Raw genomic sequence first — 18,269 nt, 5'->3', positions numbered from 1 at the left:
CTCTCCTTTTACTTCTGTGTACGCTTTTTCAGATCTTCGATGATTCCGGCAAATTCCTTGTCCAGATGATAAAATTTCATGATCACAAGTCCGCATACATAAACTGCAATCGGAATCCATACAAAGCAGATTTTAATAGAAGTCAGTGCAGATTCTGTCTGTACAGCTGCAGTTCCCACATAGCCGCCGATTTCCAGAATCAGTCCGAGAAGTGCAGATCCTATTCCATTTCCGATCTTATATCCAAAGCTGCAGGCACTGTTTACAAGGCCCTCTGTACGGCAGCCTGTTTTCCACTCACCATAATCGATCGTGTCGGAAACCATTGCCCACATAGTTGCACCGCCACAGGCATTACCAACACCACGGATCACACTGGAAATCACAATGATCGCCATGGAACCACCGGAAAAATTCAGTACCAGCATTCCAATGATATCCAGGATAAGACCAATAGAAAATACATTTCTCTTTCCAAGTTTCTTAACCATCATGGCAATAAAGAACATTCCGCAGATCTGTACAATATTAAAAATACCGTTGATCGTACCTACCAGATTTTTGTCGCCGAGAATATCTTTTGCATAATATACAGTCGCACCACCGTTAACAGAATACATAAGGAAGAAAAGGGCAAGCATACCTGTCATCATGATCCAGTATTTGTTTTTGAAAAGTGCTTTGATACCTGTTACAAAAGGCACATCCTCTGCCTTTGTCTCTCCGCTGTTCTCAGATGCACGTACACGTTCCTTTGTTCCAAAGAAAGTAAATAAAAATGCTACGATTGCCACAAAGCCAAATACTATAAATGTTTTAGTCCATGCTGCTGCATTGTTTCCGAAGTGCTCCACCAGCGGAAGTGTAAATGTATTGATCGTAAGTGTTCCGGCTGTTGCCAGAAGATTTCGGAAAATACTTAAAACAGAACGCTCATACGGATCCTGTGTCATCAGTGCGTTCAGTGCAGAATACGGTACATTGATCGCTGTATAAATCACTGTAGATACCAGATTATATGTGATAAATACATACACCAGCTTCGGTGTTGATGCCCAGGAAGCCGGAACGGAAAACAGAAGGATTCCGGATATTGCAAACGGAATACACATACGAAGGATCCATGGCCTTGCTTTTCCATACTTGGATTTTGTACGGTCAACGATCACACCCATGATAATATCACTGATTCCATCAAAAATACGCGAAACCATCATAATGGTTCCCACTGCTATCGCACTGACATTGGCATAGTCCGTATAATAGAACAGCAGAAACGCTGACATTGCTGTATAAATAATGTTACATCCGAAATCACCACATCCATAGGAAAAACGTTCCAAAATTTTTCCAAAGGTCAATTTACTCTTTTGATTCATATTTTTTTACCTCTCCCTTTGTTTTATTTCACATTTCCATGGCCATGGAGCTTTGTTTTATGGTATTATACTATCATAACGATTCTGTATCTATTAGGTCAAAAAAGCTCCAATATATAGGTCAATATTCTCTTTTTGCAGGAGGGTTTTATGGATAAAAAAGAAATTTCCTATGAGATCATAGATTATTCGGGTGTCACCAACGTTAAATTTTACACTTCTACAGACAACGGAAGCTACATTCCGTCGCACTGGCACAGGGCTGTTGAGATCCTTTATATGCAGGAAGGCGCTCTTGATGTCACCATAGAAAATACCAGCTTTACCATCCACCCGGGAAACTGCATCCTGATCAATGTCAATGTAATTCATTCCACCAAATGCACAGTTCCAAATAAAGCGATCGTTCTCCAGATTCCTGTGGATTTTATGGAAAAATATATTCCGAATGTTCAGCAGTTTATGTTTATCTGGGATCATCATACAAAAGATCCCGTAAAAAGAACAAAACTGGAAATGCTGAAAACGACTCTGGAGCAGCTTCAGATCATTGACGATATCCGGCCAGATGGTTTTATCCTGCGTTTTAACAGTCTGATCTTTGAGCTTCTTTTTCAGCTGTATCACAATTTCCGCGTCCGGATCTTTCACAGTGATCTAAGCCAGCAGAAAAAAGATCTTGACCGGCTGAACTTTGTTCTGAATTACATTGCCGAAAATTATCAGCGTCCCATATCTCTGGACGAGATTGCCGGTGTCGCTTACCTGCAGACCGGCTATTTCTGCAGATTTTTCAAGAAAAAAATGGGAGTTACCTTTCTGGAATATCAGAACGAATACCGGCTTTCTTTTATTTACAAGGATCTTATAAACACTAAAGACCCTGTTCACATAATACTGGAACGGCATGGTTTCACCAACTACAAGCTGTTTCGCCGGATGTTTCAGGAACATTTTGGATGTACGCCTACCAAAGTCCGGAAAAACACTCAGAACGCCAAGGACTGACAAACCAGCGTTCTTATTTTCGTTTAACAAAAAATCTTCCGGAAGCGTATCTCACAGACTCCCGGAAGATTTTTTGTCTTAATATTCTAAATTTCTCAGTATCTTATAATTCCCGTCCATCGGTCTCAATAACCTTTTTATACCAATGAAAACTCTTTTTCTTATAACGCTTCAATGTTCCGCTTCCGTCATCATTACGGTCTACATAAATGAATCCGTAACGCTTGCGAAGCTCTGCTGTCGATGCACTGACAAGGTCGATGCATCCCCATGTAGTATATCCCATCAGATCTACGCCATCCATGACAGCCTCTTCCATCTGGCGGATATGATCACGGAGATATTCAATACGATAATCGTCCTCTACAGTCATCTCACCATCTTCACCCTGCACCAGCTTGTCCATAGCACCAAGGCCGTTTTCCACGATGAAAAGCGGCTTCTGATAACGATTCCACAGAGTGTTCAGTACATAGCGCAGTCCCTTCGGGTCGATCTGCCATATCCAGTCACTGGCTTTCAGATACGGGTTCGGCACACCACCAAGAAGATTGCCCTCACCGCGGACATTTTTCTTTGGATCTGCTGTGGCACATACACTCACATAATAGCTGAAAGAAACGAAATCTACCGTGTTTTTCAGGATTTCCATATCCTCATCTGTAACAGAAATGCTGATACCATTCTCCCGCATATAACGTTTTGCATATCCCGGATAATAGCCACGAACATGAATGTCTGCGAACATCATATTTTTATGATCCTGCTCCATTGCTGCAAGCACATCGGACGGCTCTGCAGTCAGAGGATATACCGGCATGCTTAAGATCATACATCCGATCTTGAAATCCTGATTGATCTCATGGCCGATCTTTGTTGCCCAGGCACTGGCCACCAGCTCATGATGCACAGCCTGATACAGATCACTCTGGGAAAGTTCTTCCTTCGGAGTATTGATTCCGCCGCTCATGAACGGAGATTCCAGAATGGAATTGATCTCATTAAATGTCAGCCAGTATTTTACTTTATCCTTATAGTGGTTAAACACTGTCGTAACGTAGCGTTTGTAAAAGCCGATCAGATCACGGTTTACCCAGCCATCATAATGCTCTGCCAGATACAGCGGAGTCTCATAATGGGACAGGGTTACCAGTGGCTCAATGCCATATTTTCTGCACTCATCAAACAGATCATCGTAGAATTTAAGTCCTGCCTCGTTAGGTGTCTCCTCATCTCCCTTCGGGAAAATCCTGCTCCATGCGATGGAAATACGGAAAACCTTAAAGCCCATCTCAGCAAACAGCTTGATATCTTCTTTATAATGATGGTAAAAATCAATTCCTACCAGCTTCATATTATCTTCTGTCGGCTTTTCTGTTCTCGGACCTTTGACTCCATGAGGAAGAACATCCTGGATGGAAAGACCTTTCCCATCCTCGTTATATGCACCTTCGCACTGATTGGCAGCTACCGCGCCACCCCATAAAAAATTCTCAGGAAACATTTTTTCACCCTTTCTTATTGATGCTTAGATGTCAAGTGCTGCGTGGTATCCCCAGTATACCGCATTGGTAATCGTGGAAACCTTGCTTGCATCACCGATCACAGCCACATAAGGAGCGCAGTCACGAAGCTCATCCACAATGTCTGTTCTGGAACGCTGACCCAGTGCACAGATCACAGTGCTTCCCGGAACAAGAACTTTTTCGCCCTCTTTGTTTTCGCACCATACACCTTCTGCAGTTACCTCAAGGCCTTTATAGCCTGTATATACTTCTGCGTATTTGTCGATCTCTTTCAGAAGAAGTGGTCTGTGTCTTACGTTTGCATCCGGAGCAAGAACGTCTCTCATCTCAACAAGACGGACTTTCTTTCCCTCCATCCCAAGATGGATCGCACACTCACAGCCTGCAAGACCGCCACCAAAGACAACAACCTCATCTCCGACTTTTTCTTTTTCTTTATAATAATTATTTACGATCACAACATTTTCCCCGTTCAGTCCCGGGATCGGCGGAACAAGCGGTCGGGAGCCTGCTGCAATAATCAGCGCATCTGCGTTTTCTTTTTCTGCATACTCTTTTGTTACTGCTGTGGAAGTACGGATCTCCACACCAGCCTGCCTTGCCAGAAACTCATAGGTTCCTGCAAGCTCATACATCTCATGCTTAAACGGCAGAGCCTGCTCACTTTTCAGAATTCCTCCCAACTCCTCTTCTTTTTCACAGAGGATAACCTGATGTCCTCTCCTTGCAGCTGTATAGGCAGCATACAGTCCGCCAGGGCCGCCACCTGCTACAAGAACTTTTTTCTTAACCGGTGCCAGCTGGATCTCGTCGCCTTCGATCTCACGTCCGATCAGAGGATTTACCGTACATCTTCTTGTTGAAGTTGCTGCTCTCTCTGCCATACAGGTAAAGCATCTTAAGCATTTCACGATCTCCTGATCTCTGTTCTCCATAACTTTTCTCGGAAGGAACGGATCTGCAAGAAGTGCTCTTGCCATGTAAACGATATCTGCTTTTCCCTCTGCAATGATCTGCTCCATCTGTGCCGGATCGTTCAGACCTCCGATGGTTGCAACCGGAATGGACACGTGCTTCTTGATCTCAGCAGCAAGATAAACATTGCATCCATGCTCCTTAAACATAGACGGATGGGTATCTCCAAAGCCTCTCTGATATGTTCCTGCGGAAACATGAAGCAGGTCAATATACGGCTCCAGGAATTTTGCGATCTCCACGCCATCTTCCAGTGTATAGCCACCTTCAAAGAGCTCGGATCCGCTCATACGGAATTCGATTGGGAATCCAGGTCCTACACCCTCACGTACAGCCTTCAGAACTTCCATTGCAAAACGGCAGCGGTTTTCAAGACTTCCGCCATACTCATCTGTACGCTTGTTAAAGTACGGGGAAAGGAACTGATTGATCAGCCATCCATGCCCGCCATGAACCATGATCATCTCAAAACCAGCTCTTTTTGCCAGAGATGCTGTCTCTTTATAGGAGGCAACGATCTCATCAATGAGCTCTTTTGTGAGAGCTTTTACCTCAACACCATCCGGACGGACTGTATCAGACGGTCCCCACTGATGCATGGATTTCTGTCTGGATTTATCCGTCATATAAGTTCCTGCATACATACCGGAATGAGAAAGCTCAACGCTTGCGATTGCTCCGTGACGGCGGATCGCATCGGCTGTATAGGTTGCGGATGCAAGGGAATTCAGGATGGAAGTGTCCAGATGATATGCATGAGAACCATCTGTTTTCGGATGTACCATACACTCGCTGACTGTTACCGCACCTGCACCGCCTTTTCCTCTCAGCTCATAAAAAGCGGTAGATTTCGGGCCGATACATCCGTCATTTGTAATGTCTGTTCCACCCATAGGAGCAGAAAACATACGGTTTCTGAATGTTACACGTCCAATCTGTATCGGTTTGCATAAATTAGGATATTTTCTCTTCATATTTACCTCCTGTTACTCTGTGAGAAGAGCTCTTAAGTACTCTCCTTCTCTTCTGTTTTCCAGTAATTCCATCAGCTCGTTGACTTTATCCAGGCTGATCTTTTTCTCTCTTGCTTTCATATGTACATAGACTGCCCCGATCAGGTTCGCATCATTATAAAAACGGCAGCTTGTTACCTCCGGAACCGGAAGTGTCCACGGGAACATATCATTGATCTTCGCAATTTCCTCACGGATCAGCTGAAGAAGCAGCGGCTGTTCACTGATCCCGCCGCCCACTGCGATCCTTTCCGGGTCAAACATATACTGACAGTTGTGAATGTGAATGGCCAGCTTCTTCGCATGCTCACGGATTCCGGCAATTGCCTTTTCATTCCCCTGATTGGCAAGTGAAAACGCTTTTTCTCCGTTTAATTCCTCTACCGGAATGCCTGTTTTATCTGACACACTCTGAATAAGTGCTTTTGCACCGGCTGTTTCTGCAAGGCAGTTTGCCATTTTGTACTCGTCCTTGCTGTCCGTGATCACATAACTGAATTCCCCGGCCATGAAATTTTTTCCGCTGACGATCTCACGGTTACAGATCACAGCTCCGCCTACTGCTGTACCGCAGACTACCACGACTGCATTCTGGCATTCCTTCAGAGAACCCTGCCAGATTTCTGCCAGGGCCGCACATTTGGCGTCATTTTCCACAGTGACCGGGATTCCCACTCTCTGCTCCAGAATCTCTACGATATTTACGTTACTGATGCAGAAAAGACTTCCTCCAGTATACATAAAGCCCTTTTTGGAATCAATGATTCCCGGCATACTGAGCGCGATTCCTTCGATCGTATAGTGCTCTCTGATCTTCCGGCAGATTTCTTCCAGAGACTGGATAAATACTTCCAAAGATTCCTGCCTTGTAGGAGTCTTGTCTTTTTCAAGGATGGAACAGTTCTCTGTGATCACTGCATATTTGATAAAAGTTCCTCCTACATCGATTGCCAGATAATTCATCGTGTCACCTCTTTTTTGTGGATTTTTTCTTTATTGTAGATGATGTTTCCCTCTCCACCGTCCAGACGCACAAAGCATTCACTTGCCTTCTTCGCCACAAAAGCCTGCTGGCCCATGAAATCAAACGTTACATCATCGGTGTTTCCCTTCATGATGTCATCGCAGACATTTATCGCGCTGTTGATCATGTCTTTTGATGCCTTTATCACATGATGGCAGAGACAGGTGCTGTCAAAACGTCCTTCCAGCCTGTTCTGTACCTCGATAAGATTCTCTCTGTATTCCTCAACAGTAAGGGAATCTCCGTCAAAGAGAAAGGTTGCATTATTGCAGGCATCTCCAAGGATCAGGATTCTTTCTTCCGGTACCAGCATGACCATGCTTCCTGGTGTATGTCCGGGAAGTGCATACACTTCCACAGTTGTTCCACCCAGGTCAAAGCTGTCTCCATCTTTCAGATCTTTAAAGTCTACCTCTGTCGGAGGAAGAAATGTATCCTCAAGTCCTTCCGGCATTTTTCCTCCAAGGCCTGCCATAACATAACCCTTACGGCCTTCTACGTCATTCATTCTCAGATACAGTTCTGCATCTGCATGATTCATATAAATCTCACAGCCATCTGCAAATTCCGGTGCACCCATGGCATGATCGATATGACCATGTGTAAGCAGTACGGTAAGTGGCTTATCGGTAAGCGTTTCCACGAACGCACGAAGATTTCCGGCACCTACGCACGTATCAATGAGAACGGATTTTTTTTCTCCGCTTATAAGATACATGATCTCACCGGTAAGACTGATGACTGCTGTCATTCTGTCATTCAATTTTTCTGCTCTGTAAAAATCTGCCATCTTATTTCTCCTCCATATCCATCAGCTTGGATAATTCCGCACTTAAGTTATCTACGATCTCTCTGGTGAAGCCCATATAGGACAGCTTTTCCAGACTCTGAAGGCTTTCATAAAAATAATCCTGATTTCCGGTGGAAAGGAAGTACATCAGCATCGGGGATACTCTCTCGATCACCTTCATTGCTTCCGGATCGTGCATCATATCCTTGAACATGGTTTTGTGATTATAACGCTGGCGCAGGTCTTCTATAGGACGATACTCATAATGATAGCTTCCTGCTGCCACTTCTGTAACCTCTCCCTCATAGAACGGAAGGCCGATCACTGCGCTGCATCCAAACGGTACCTGAATGTCTACACTTACATTTCCATCTTTGAGAACCTTCCAGGATACCTTGTATTCTCCGTATGCAGAATCGTAGGTCATGTTCATATATTTCAGTTTTCCGTTCATTAACGGTGTGATCAGTGCTTTCTTAAATCCAGGCTCCAGTGCCTTCAGTCCTGCCACGTCTCTGTAAAGATATTCTACGATCGCACCGTAGGAGTAATGATTCAGGGAATTCATCATGGTACCGCTTAAGTGTCCGTCATCCAGAACAGAGTTCCATCTTTCCCAGATGGTTGTTGCACCAAGATTAATACAGTGCATCCATCCCGGATACTCCTCCTGCATCAGGAAGTAGAACGCATCCTCCTCGAATCCGTTTTCTGCCAGAACTCTGCAAAGGATCGGTGCACCGGTAAATCCGCCTTTTAATTTATAGCAGTCTTTATAAAATCTTGCTTTCAGGCCGGCCACAACAGCCTCTTTATCTCTGTAGATTCCGGAATACAGAGCTACAATATATCCGGTCTGTGAATCAATAGCCAAACGTCCTGTTTCTGTAAAATACTCACGGATGATCGCAGCTTTGATCTTCTCATAGAGATCTTTATAGTAAGCTTCATCCTCTTTATATCCCAGAATCTCTGCTGCCGTTGCAGTTTTCTGTACAGACATTGCATAATAGTTAGAGCCGATATAGTAGGCATCTGTTCCACCTTCCATACTCTGCTCTGTTCTTCCGTCAAGAGCCAGCCAGTCACCAAGCTGGTTTCCGAAATCATAAAGATATTTCTGTCCTCTTGCCTTGTCTTCTTTCGTGATCTTGTCTACCCAGTCTTTCATCATCGGGTAATTTTCTCTCAGAGTTTCCACATTTCCGGAATGCTCATAAACCACCATCGGCAGGATTGTCGCAATGTCTCCCCACACGCTGGAAAAGATCGGTCCGTTTGGATCCAGCACCGGAATTACGCCAGGAAGAATTCCATCATATTTTACCTGCTCGTTTCTTAAATCATGCAGGAATTTATGATAAAAAGCAGTGGTATCCATATTGAAGCTGGCAGTTCCTGAGAACACCTGTGCATCTCCGGTCCATCCCAGTCTTTCATCTCTCTGCGGGCAGTCTGTCGGAAAATCTATAAAGTTTGATTTCTGACCCCACAGTGCATTCAGGAACAGTCTGTTCACGCCCTGATGTCCGGTCTCAATGTATCCGGTTCTGTCCATCTTTGAGTAAAGGGCTTTTCCTGTAAAATCTTCTTCCTTTGCCTCTCCCGGCCATCCTGTTACACGTACATAACGGAATCCGAAGTATGTGAAAGAAGGACGAACCAGCTCGTCTCTGCCATCGGATACATATACAAACTGTGATTTTGCAGAACGGTAATTTTCATTATAAAAATTGCCATCCTGAAGAATCTCGCCATGATCAAATACAATTCTTGTTCCTTCCGGCAGATGGTTTCGAAATGTTACATATCCTGCAAAATTCTGTCCGAAATCCAGTACTGTTTCGCCAAGCGGTGTATAGATCACTTCTTTTACCTGCATATCCTCCATCTCCATTACAGGAAGGCTGTATCTTGCAACCAACTTTCCTTCTGCCTCTGTGAGAACTGCCTTTTTCGGTAAGTTTTCTTTCTCCTTCCATAAAAGATGGTTGATGATCTCTCCATCGTAGATTCCGTCATCTTCCACATCAGAGCCAATGTACTCCCATGTCTCATCCGTTCCGATCACCTGAACCTCTCCATCCTCATATACAAGACGAAGTTCTGCGATCAGTTTAAATTCATCTCCGAAATTGTTGCTCTGGTTATTCAGTCCGAATTTTCCTTTGAACCAGCCATTTCCAAGAGATACTGTGAGTCTGTTCTGTTCTTTCACATTTTCTGTAATATCAAAAGTAATGTACTGCTCTTCATCATGATAATTGCTGTAATATGGTGTAAGAACTTCATCTCCGACTTTTTTTCCGTTTAATTCTGCTGTAAAAAGTCCAAGTCCACAGATATAAAGTCTTGCAGAAGCCAGACCCTTCTTCGCTTCAAAGCTCTTCACAAACAGTGGATGGAAAGTATCTTCTTTCTCTGTTGTGATCCATTTTCCAACCCACGGCTCTTCCATTTTTCCGGTCTCAAAATATGCCGGTTCTGAAACAGCAGTTTCGCCCTTATCATCTGTAACGGTAACTCTCACATAATATCTTGTGTGTGCGTTCTGCTGAAACTCCAGTTTTTCTGCTGCACTGTTCAGTTCTTTTCCTTCTTTTACACAAAGAACTTCTTCGAAGCTTTCTGTCAATGACACTTCGATTTTTACATTCTGCTGCTCTTTTCCGGAAGCTTCACGAACCTTCCATGATACACATACAGTTCCAAAATCAAAGCCTGTTGGATTTTCCATGCCGTTTATTCTTACATTTTTAATTCTCATGTATCCCTCTCCTTGCCTTTTTATATGATTACGCTCTGTTTTTTCTGGTATCTTTCTTTTTTACTCTGACGTTATCATAGCATGAGGTTTCTGTATTTTATATTTTTATTTTGATGTATTTATAAATATTTTTACCTTTTTTTATATTTTCCTGTTCTCCACGACATAAAAAGCGCCCACACAGATCAGCTGTCATAGCTTCACAGCTGATCTACATGGGCGGAAAACTTTATTTATCTGTTTTTATTTCGAAAGTTTCTTATTCGGCAGCTTCCATTTTCTTTAAATCTCTTTCACAGTGATACATGATAAACATGATAACAAACATAGCAATTACCATGATAAATGGCAGCCAGTTGTACATGAAATTGATTGCTGTGGAAACGCTCTCCGGCTGTGCAATACCTTTGGCATCCAGGGATCCGTCATATCCGGCTCCGTTCAGAACCCATCCGAATACTGCTGTACCAAGACCAAGACCGATCTTCTGCGCTGCAGAAACGCCGGCATTTCCAAGACCTACGGTATCAATACCTGTTTTCTTTGTTCCGTATGTAATGGTATCAGCAACCATACCAAGTGCCATACCACCGGCCATACCAACACCACAGCCTTTCAGTACGTTACATACGATCATTACGATCGTGCTGGAACCGCCAAGTACTGCAAATCCAAGGAAACCAAGTCCCATAACTACCATACCAGCTTCATAAACTGCTGTTTTTCCAAACTTCTTCATAAAGGCCGGTGTTACAAACATGATCGCGAACTGTGCGATGGAAATAGAGTTGGATACCCATCCGTACTGTCCCATATCATAAAGAACATACTGACAGTAATAAACATTTCCCATTGCATACATGATAACTACGAAGAATACTACAAAGCTTGCAATTGTTACGATCACCCAGTATTTGTTCTGAAGAAGCGCCTTTACAGTTTCCCATGTACCGGCTTCTCTTCCTGCATTCTCTGCTTTCTGATCATTTGCATTCTCATCATCTGTTGAATGTACTCTCTCTTTTGTTGAGAAAACACAGAAAAATGTGATAACAACCATTGCGATACAGTAGATCAGCATTGTGATCGTGAATGCTCTCTGTGTGTAGATCGTCTCAGTGCTGTCTGTAAAGATTCCAAGTAAGGTAACGAATGTTGAATTGATAACTACATTTCCCAGTGTCTGGAAGATCTGCTGAAGATTTCCAATGAATCCTCTCTCATACGGATTTGCTGTCAACAGTGAGATCATGGAATAATACGGCACCAGCATACCGGTAAGACATATTGCATTTACAATGTTATACATCAGGAAAATATACACATACTGTGCCATTTCCGGGAAGTTCTGCGGAACAAAGAACAACAGCATTGTTGTAACTGCAAATGGGATACACATTCTCAGCAGCCAGGAACGTCCTTTTCCGAGCTTTGATTTTGTACGGTCAACCATACGTCCTACAATTACATCTGAAATTCCGTCAAATACCTTTGATACTGCAAAGATCGTTGCGATGATACCAGCATTAAGTCCTACTGTACTGGTAAAATAGATGGTCAGGAATGATCCGATGATACCATTAATCATGTTAAAGGCAAATCCTCCTGTACCATAGCCGATACGTTCGCTCCATGCCAGCTTGGCGTTGGGGTCATCATGTTTACTTGCTAAACTGAACATATCTCCTCCTTTTTTCCCTTTCCTTTTCGGTTTTTTCTTTCGATGAACTTACTATAACCCCCGCCGCGCTTTTTATATATCTTTATTTTGTTGTTTTTGTCGTTATCTTATCTATATTTTATCAATATCAGTATAATTTAGAATTCTTTTGGCTTATGTACCTCTCTGTACTTTCTCGGAGACAGCTGCTTCTGCTCGCGGAATACCTTTCCAAAATAGCTCTGTGACGGAAAATTCACATATTCTGCGATCTTGGACAAAGATTCATTGGAATACGTCAGAAGATTGGCTGCACGTTCTATCCGCACACGGGTAATGTAATCCTGCAGCCGCTCACCGGTCTCTTTACTGAACAGCCGTGACAGATAGCTGGCACTTACTCCAAGAGTATCTGCGATATCATCGAGATAAATTTTTTCCCTGTAATGCTTCTGTACATAATCCCTGCACTGCTCCACATAGCTTGAGGTGTGCTTCTGCTCCAGCTTCCGTTTTACCTCGGATGCCAGTTTCTCAACTGCAGAATTCCGGTATCGGATCATCTGTGCAATGTCCTGACAGCTGTCACACTTACTGATGTAAAAATCACTCAGCTGATACGCTGCGGCCGGCGAGATTCCGCCCTCGATCGCGGCCCGGGTACAAAGAGTGATTCCTACAATCGCCGTGTTTCTCCACTGGTTCAGTACTTTTCCGGATAATTTTCCGATATCTCCATCCATTGTCCGGGTAAAATGAAGTGCGTCCTCCACGCGTCCTTCCCGCACACAGTCCAGAAGCTGACGTTCCTCCTGATACGTATGGTGATAGGCATTTTCTTCGTCTTTTTTTATTTCGTAAATGATCTTTTCCTGCGCTTCTAGCTCTTCTGCGCCTGCAGCCAGATGATTTACCTTGGCAAGCTCCATATCCTCTGTTGTATTTTCATTTAAAACTGCATCCATGATCTGTGCAATGTCCATCACTTCCGAAAACTGAAATCTTTTCAAGATTTTCTCTTTATCTGTGTGAATCCCATAACGCTTATAGTATTTATGCAGCTCCACCTTATTCAGCGCGCCCAGACTGAGCGGACCTGCAAAATAGTACTGTCCCTCTGATCTTACACAGATAAAATAAATACTGTCTTCCTCTTTATGAAGAAGAGGCAGCTTCTGAGCGGCCGCCTCTTTCATTAATCGTTCTCTCAGCTGGCTGTTCCTGAAAATCGGATTCAGTTCTGAATTTCTCTGATAGCTTGACAACGTTTCGTCTGCCTGACAAAAAATATCAACGCCTGTCAGTTCAGCCAATCTGTTTAATATGTATTTTTTATGATCCCCCATAAGCAATTTCCCCAACTCTCCTATAGCAATTCACAAAATCAGTGATGCTGTAAAATCCATGTATCGTGTCTATCTGCTATTCATCATAACACAGACTCTTTGCAAATTGTATAGGATTTTGCCGGGTACGGAATACTCCGTAATTACAGTTTCATCGCTCCGCGGATACAGATTTCGATATAATCTTCGCCAAGATCAGTGTTCAAGCTGAGATCAAAATTGTCTGCTGCTCCCCACATTCTTCTTGTGTAATAACGGTAGTTGTCTGCACGGAGCTTTTCATTTTTCTGTACGACTGTCTTTGCCTCTTTTTCAGAGATATTCTGTCTTTTGGAAACTCTTTTGATTCTGCTCTCAAGAGGTGCTGAGAAGAATACCTTCAGACAGTTTTCTGAATTTCGGAGAACATAATCTGCACACCGGCCCACGATCACGCAGTTTCCTTTTTCTGCAAGCTCACGTACTACCTTTGACTCCGCCGCAAAAATCTTATCCTTCGGTGCCTCATCCTGAGAATTACTGTTTAAATACATTTGATTGACAAGATCATAGAGGAGGCTGTTTGTCATGATCTCCTCATTCTTTTTAATAAATTCCGGTGTATAGCCTGTTGTTCCTGCTGCCATCTGAATGATCTCTGCATCATAGAAATCATAGCCAAGCTTCTCTGCAAGTACCTTGCCGATATCGTGGCCGCCACTTCCAAACTGTCTTCCTATAGCGATGACATTTTTTCCCTGAATGCCATGCTGTGTCTGAGCCGCCTGTTCTCTCTGCTGTTCTCTCTGCTGTTCTTCCTGAACAGCCTCCGGAAACAGCATTGTTTTTACAAAAGCAAGCTTCTTTCCGAAAAGTCTCGCGATAAATCCAACCAGCAGTGCGGCAATTACAGTGCCTTCACGCACACCGTCCAGTCTGCCTGCAAAAACAAATGACAGTACTGCGGCGATCACAGCCATGGAAACATCAAAGCAGATCTTGGTAGTTCCGAAATTTGTTTTCCAGGTAAGGACGATCGCGCGGACAAAAGATTCTCCCGGAAGCATAACTACATCGGCCAGAACCTCCATGTACACACCAAAACCGAGGATCAGGCATCCGATGAGAAGATAAACGATCTTCATCACATACATCTCCGGGTTTACCCAGTAAAAAAGAAGCATGGTAAGATCGATAAAATATCCGAATACAATGGATACCGGAATCTGTAAAATATGCTCCAGTTTAAAATTCTTTCTCAGGATTATCAGCTGCAGTACGATCAGAAAAATGCTGAAAAAGATGGTAAAGTTTCCGAGCGTAAACGGGAAGTTAAGGCTTAATACATACGGGATCGATGAGATTGGCGACGTTCCCAGGTTCGCCTTGGTGATAAGACTGACTCCCAGCGAGTTCACAAACAGTCCTACCAGAAAAATCAGATATCGTTTCAGTTTGTCCATTATTTATTCCCCTCTCTTTTTGTTTCATTTATTTAGCATTAAGATTTTTATAAATCTTTTCAAATGTCTGCATAAATCTTTTCTGTTCTTCTTCTGAAATACCGGAAAATGCTGTTTCTTCTATTTTTTCAAAAGCAGCTTCCACAAGCTTCTGATTTTTCTTACCGGATTCTGTCATAAAAATATGAAAAGTCCGACGGTTTCCGTTGAGCATTTTTCTCTCGATCAGGCCTTTCTCCTCCATGCGGTTCAGTATGGAGGTCAGTGATCCTGCTTCGATCAGGCATCCTGCCGCAATTTCCTTCTGGCTGGCACCATCATGATCCTTCAGATAATCCAGAACTTTCGGCTGTCCCAGCGTAAGACCTGTGGTTTTCAGCTGCTCCATGAGCTTTTTCTGGATCATCATCTGATTTACCATGGCCAGATAGTGAAATGAATCCTGCATTTGTATGTTCACTTCCTCTCCTTTATCTAATCAAACGGATAAAAGCATTCGATTTAATCATGTTAATAGTTATAATTCAAACGTTTAGAATTATAACTATTTTATTTTGCTGTGTCAATATGTTTTTTATATTTTGTCTGGAATATTGCACAATTTATCTTTCTTATTTTTATGAAAAGCACACAATATATGTATGTTACAGCGTATTAGTGTAAAAAAATAACAGCTATTCTTACTTTCACATCTGTAAAATGTTCGTAAGAATAACTGTTGAAAACTGTTATTTATATACTTCTTTATGAATTTGGATTTGGACAAAGCACTCTGCTTATTGCTCTCCACAACCACGCTGAAAACTTACTTATAGCAATTCAATAAATTATGCTGTCTGTTCTTTTTTCTTAGTAACTGTGAGCAGATGACTCTTGATCAATACCGGACGAACCGCATTATAGATGATTGCTACCAGGATCACTGATACAACCGCATTGACAAAGGTTGCCGCCGCGCTCATTTTTGCCAGTGCCTCTGCAAGCTTCTGTGGCTGCCCTAAAATATACTGCTTGTAAAAATATCCCACGATCGGATCAGCGATTACATTAAATGCAAGTCCTGCGATGGATGCGATCACACTCCATTTAAAAACATATTTCTTATCTGTGCTCTCATTGATCTTCGCGATCTTATGTGCCACAAGACCTACGATCAGACCGATACAGAATTTCAGGATAAAAGTTTTCGGCGCACCTGTAATATAAACCGGATCCATCACATCCGCGATTCCCATTCCGATCGCACCTGCAAGTCCTCCATATACGCCGCCAAGAAGTAATGCCGCCAGCACGCAGAAAGCATTTCCGATATGGATCGATGTTGCATCTCCACCCGGCACTGGGATCTTGATCTGCAAAAATGTAAAGGATACGTAGCATAACGCTGCAAGTAATGCAGTTTCTGCAAGCTTGACTACTGTGTTGTTCTGTGTGTTCATAATAATGTCCCCTCTCGTTCTGTTATTACTTTTGTGTATGATTGTTTTAGCGTGTCAGTGTAATAACACAGATGTTATGATACTTTATGAGTGGATATATGACAAGTGACAATTTTTATTCTTTTTTAGGGTACAGTTTTGTAAGTTAGTAAAATAACACTCAAATCGCAAACAGTGCAAAATAAAGATACAAACATCAAAATAAAGATATAAACATCAAAATTAAGATATATGTAACACTGATTTGTTGTTAAAATATAGTTGTCATAATTCGTTTAACATGATTTGAAATTTTTTATAAAAAATGTGCTAAAAACAATCAAAGGAGATAAAAATATGATTCAGAACAAAATGTTTGAACTGGTTTTCCAGGGAGAAAAACCAGACAGCTCAGAAGCACTTGCCGATATCAAAGCTGTATTCACAAACGGCAATTCCTCTCAGTCGGTTAAAGGATTTTATGATGGAAACGGAACCTATAAAGTACGTTTTCTTCCGCGCGAAGCCGGAGTCTACTCCTGAAAAGTCACAGGTGCCGTAGAAGCAGAAGGACAGGAAGAATGTACTGCATCCACGCAGCACGGAATGGTGCACACACAGGGCTGCCATTTTGTCTACGAAAACGGAGACTCCTACATTCCTTTTGGAACTACCGTATATGCGCTGATCCATCAGGATGACGCCCTGGAAAAAGAAACTCTGCAGACACTGCAGACGTCTCCTTTTAATAAGATTCGTTTCTGCGTTTTCCCAAAATCCTATGAATTTAACGAAAATGAACCTCGGGAATTCGCATTTTGCAAAGATGCAGAAGGAAACTGGGATGTAGATCATCCAAACTACAAATTCTGGAATCATCTGGAAGAAGTGATCTCCCAGCTTCAGGAAATGGATATTGAATCAGATCTTATCTTATTCCATCCTTACGACAGATGGGGCTTCTCAAAATTAGCACCAGAACAGAATGAAACTTATCTTCGCTACCTTGTCCGCCGTTTATCTGCATTCCCAGGTATCTGGTGGAGCATGGCAAACGAATATGACTTATGTTTTGCCAAATCAAAAGAGGAATGGTACAAAATCGAAGAAATCATAAAAGAGGAAGATGTTTACGACCATCTTCTCAGCAATCGGTGAAACCTATCTTTCCGATGACGATGTACTCTGGTGGGCAAAAGGCGGAAAACTGAAAGGCAAAAGCCCGGAAAGAATCGCTTTTCTCCGCGAACTCATGGAAAGCCTTCCTTCTGCCATTGAACCTTGGTACGAGCCGGAATCTGTAACATTCGGAGATGAATTTCTCGGATATAAAGCCGGCCCGGATCATCCGATCATCTCTCTCGTTACCAGCCTTACTGAACCAGAAGATGATGCAGGTGCGCTGAAAGATAAAATCTTTTCCGGAAGATGCGGTGATCAGGTTTACATCAAATACCTTGGAAAACACTGCCCAAGAAACCCTTTCTTCATCCTTCCAGAAGACCATAAATACAAAATTGATGTCATTGACACCTGGAACATGACAAGAAAAACCATCATGACTGGCGCCAGCGGAATCACATGGCTTGATCTTGGCGAAGCAAAAGAAGGTATTGCACTTCTTGCTGTGGAAGAATAATATCGTGATAAAATAAAAGACGGAAAGTTCTTCTCTGTTTATTTTGAGAAATGAACTTTCCGTTTTTATTTTTTAATTGCCATGCATAATATTTGTTTTTAATTACATCAAAAAAAGCAATATCTAAACCAAACAGTTTAAATATTGCTTAATTTTTATACTCTCAAAACTACATACATGCTTTGTTGATGGTTAATCACTTGAATCAATTACGACCTGCTTTTTGGTCAAGCCCTCACCCGATTAGTAACAGTCAGCTCCATGTGTTACCACACTTCCACC

General features: G+C 42.6%; 15 protein-coding genes. 4 read left to right on the top strand and 11 right to left on the bottom strand.

Annotated features, from left to right (window positions below):
* Positions 1 to 8: 8 nt before the first annotated feature.
* Positions 9 to 1,379, bottom strand: coding sequence for an MFS transporter (locus DWX61_RS06110; RefSeq protein ID WP_118624314.1), 1,371 nt, complete (start codon positions 1,377 to 1,379; stop codon positions 9 to 11).
* 150 nt (positions 1,380 to 1,529) lie between these two features.
* On the opposite strand from DWX61_RS06110, the gene DWX61_RS06105 reads away from it, so the two are divergent.
* A complete protein-coding gene (locus DWX61_RS06105; RefSeq protein ID WP_118624312.1) occupies positions 1,530 to 2,387 on the top strand; it encodes an AraC family transcriptional regulator in 858 nt (285 codons plus the stop codon).
* Positions 2,388 to 2,490: 103 nt separating this feature from the next.
* Here the strand turns inward: DWX61_RS06105 and DWX61_RS06100 are convergent, their stop codons facing one another.
* The 10 genes from DWX61_RS06100 to DWX61_RS06055 form a co-directional block, all read right to left on the bottom strand.
* Positions 2,491 to 3,891 (bottom strand): glycoside hydrolase family 1 protein, encoded by a 1,401-nt coding sequence (locus DWX61_RS06100; RefSeq protein WP_118624310.1) that lies wholly within the window; start codon positions 3,889 to 3,891, stop codon positions 2,491 to 2,493.
* 24 nt (positions 3,892 to 3,915) lie between these two features.
* Positions 3,916 to 5,862, bottom strand: coding sequence for an oxidoreductase (locus tag DWX61_RS06095; RefSeq protein WP_118624308.1), 1,947 nt, complete (start codon positions 5,860 to 5,862; stop codon positions 3,916 to 3,918).
* A 12-nt stretch (positions 5,863 to 5,874) separates the two neighbouring features.
* A complete protein-coding gene (locus DWX61_RS06090; RefSeq protein ID WP_118624306.1) occupies positions 5,875 to 6,864 on the bottom strand; it encodes an ROK family protein in 990 nt (329 codons plus the stop codon).
* Positions 6,861 to 7,715, bottom strand: coding sequence for an MBL fold metallo-hydrolase (locus tag DWX61_RS06085; RefSeq protein WP_118624304.1), 855 nt, complete (start codon positions 7,713 to 7,715; stop codon positions 6,861 to 6,863). Before DWX61_RS06085 ends, DWX61_RS06090 begins: the two co-directional genes overlap by 4 nt.
* A gap of 1 nt (position 7,716) precedes the next feature.
* Positions 7,717 to 10,482, bottom strand: coding sequence for an alpha-L-rhamnosidase (locus tag DWX61_RS06080; RefSeq protein ID WP_118624302.1), 2,766 nt, complete (start codon positions 10,480 to 10,482; stop codon positions 7,717 to 7,719).
* A 259-nt stretch (positions 10,483 to 10,741) separates the two neighbouring features.
* Positions 10,742 to 12,163: an MFS transporter gene (locus DWX61_RS06075; RefSeq protein ID WP_118624300.1), complete on the bottom strand. Its 1,422-nt coding sequence runs from the start codon at positions 12,161 to 12,163 to the stop codon at positions 10,742 to 10,744.
* 137 nt (positions 12,164 to 12,300) lie between these two features.
* Positions 12,301 to 13,488, bottom strand: a complete 1,188-nt coding sequence (locus DWX61_RS06070; RefSeq protein WP_147419610.1) for a helix-turn-helix transcriptional regulator — start codon at positions 13,486 to 13,488, stop codon at positions 12,301 to 12,303.
* Between the two features lie 143 nt (positions 13,489 to 13,631).
* Positions 13,632 to 14,930 carry a cytidylate kinase family protein gene (locus tag DWX61_RS06065; protein ID WP_118624296.1) on the bottom strand — a complete coding sequence of 433 codons (1,299 nt, stop codon included), beginning with the start codon at positions 14,928 to 14,930 and terminating at the stop codon, positions 13,632 to 13,634.
* Between the two features lie 28 nt (positions 14,931 to 14,958).
* Positions 14,959 to 15,378, bottom strand: coding sequence for a MarR family winged helix-turn-helix transcriptional regulator (locus DWX61_RS06060; protein ID WP_118514789.1), 420 nt, complete (start codon positions 15,376 to 15,378; stop codon positions 14,959 to 14,961).
* A 379-nt stretch (positions 15,379 to 15,757) separates the two neighbouring features.
* Positions 15,758 to 16,369 carry an ECF transporter S component gene (locus tag DWX61_RS06055; RefSeq protein WP_118514791.1) on the bottom strand — a complete coding sequence of 204 codons (612 nt, stop codon included), beginning with the start codon at positions 16,367 to 16,369 and terminating at the stop codon, positions 15,758 to 15,760.
* Between the two features lie 336 nt (positions 16,370 to 16,705).
* Between DWX61_RS06055 and DWX61_RS06050 the strand changes: the two genes are divergently transcribed.
* The 3 genes from DWX61_RS06050 to DWX61_RS06040 all read left to right on the top strand — a co-directional run bounded on the left by DWX61_RS06050 (position 16,706) and on the right by DWX61_RS06040 (position 17,987).
* A complete protein-coding gene (locus tag DWX61_RS06050; protein ID WP_118624294.1) occupies positions 16,706 to 16,891 on the top strand; it encodes a DUF5060 domain-containing protein in 186 nt (61 codons plus the stop codon).
* Between the two features lie 63 nt (positions 16,892 to 16,954).
* Entirely contained in the window at positions 16,955 to 17,506 is a 552-nt protein-coding gene (locus DWX61_RS06045; RefSeq protein WP_118624292.1) for an apiosidase-like domain-containing protein, read from the top strand.
* On the top strand, positions 17,475 to 17,987 hold the full coding sequence (locus DWX61_RS06040; RefSeq protein WP_118624290.1) for a DUF5605 domain-containing protein: 513 nt from the start codon (positions 17,475 to 17,477) through the stop codon (positions 17,985 to 17,987). The genes DWX61_RS06045 and DWX61_RS06040 overlap by 32 nt, the downstream gene beginning before the upstream one ends.
* The last annotated feature ends 282 nt before the right edge of the window (positions 17,988 to 18,269 follow it).

The sequence above is a fragment of the Ruminococcus sp. AF20-12LB genome (genome assembly GCF_003478985.1).
Taxonomy (GTDB): Bacteria; Bacillota; Clostridia; order Lachnospirales; family Lachnospiraceae; genus Blautia_A.
The sequence above is the reverse complement of the archived record's forward strand: the minus strand, read 5'-3'. Positions and strand labels throughout refer to the sequence as shown.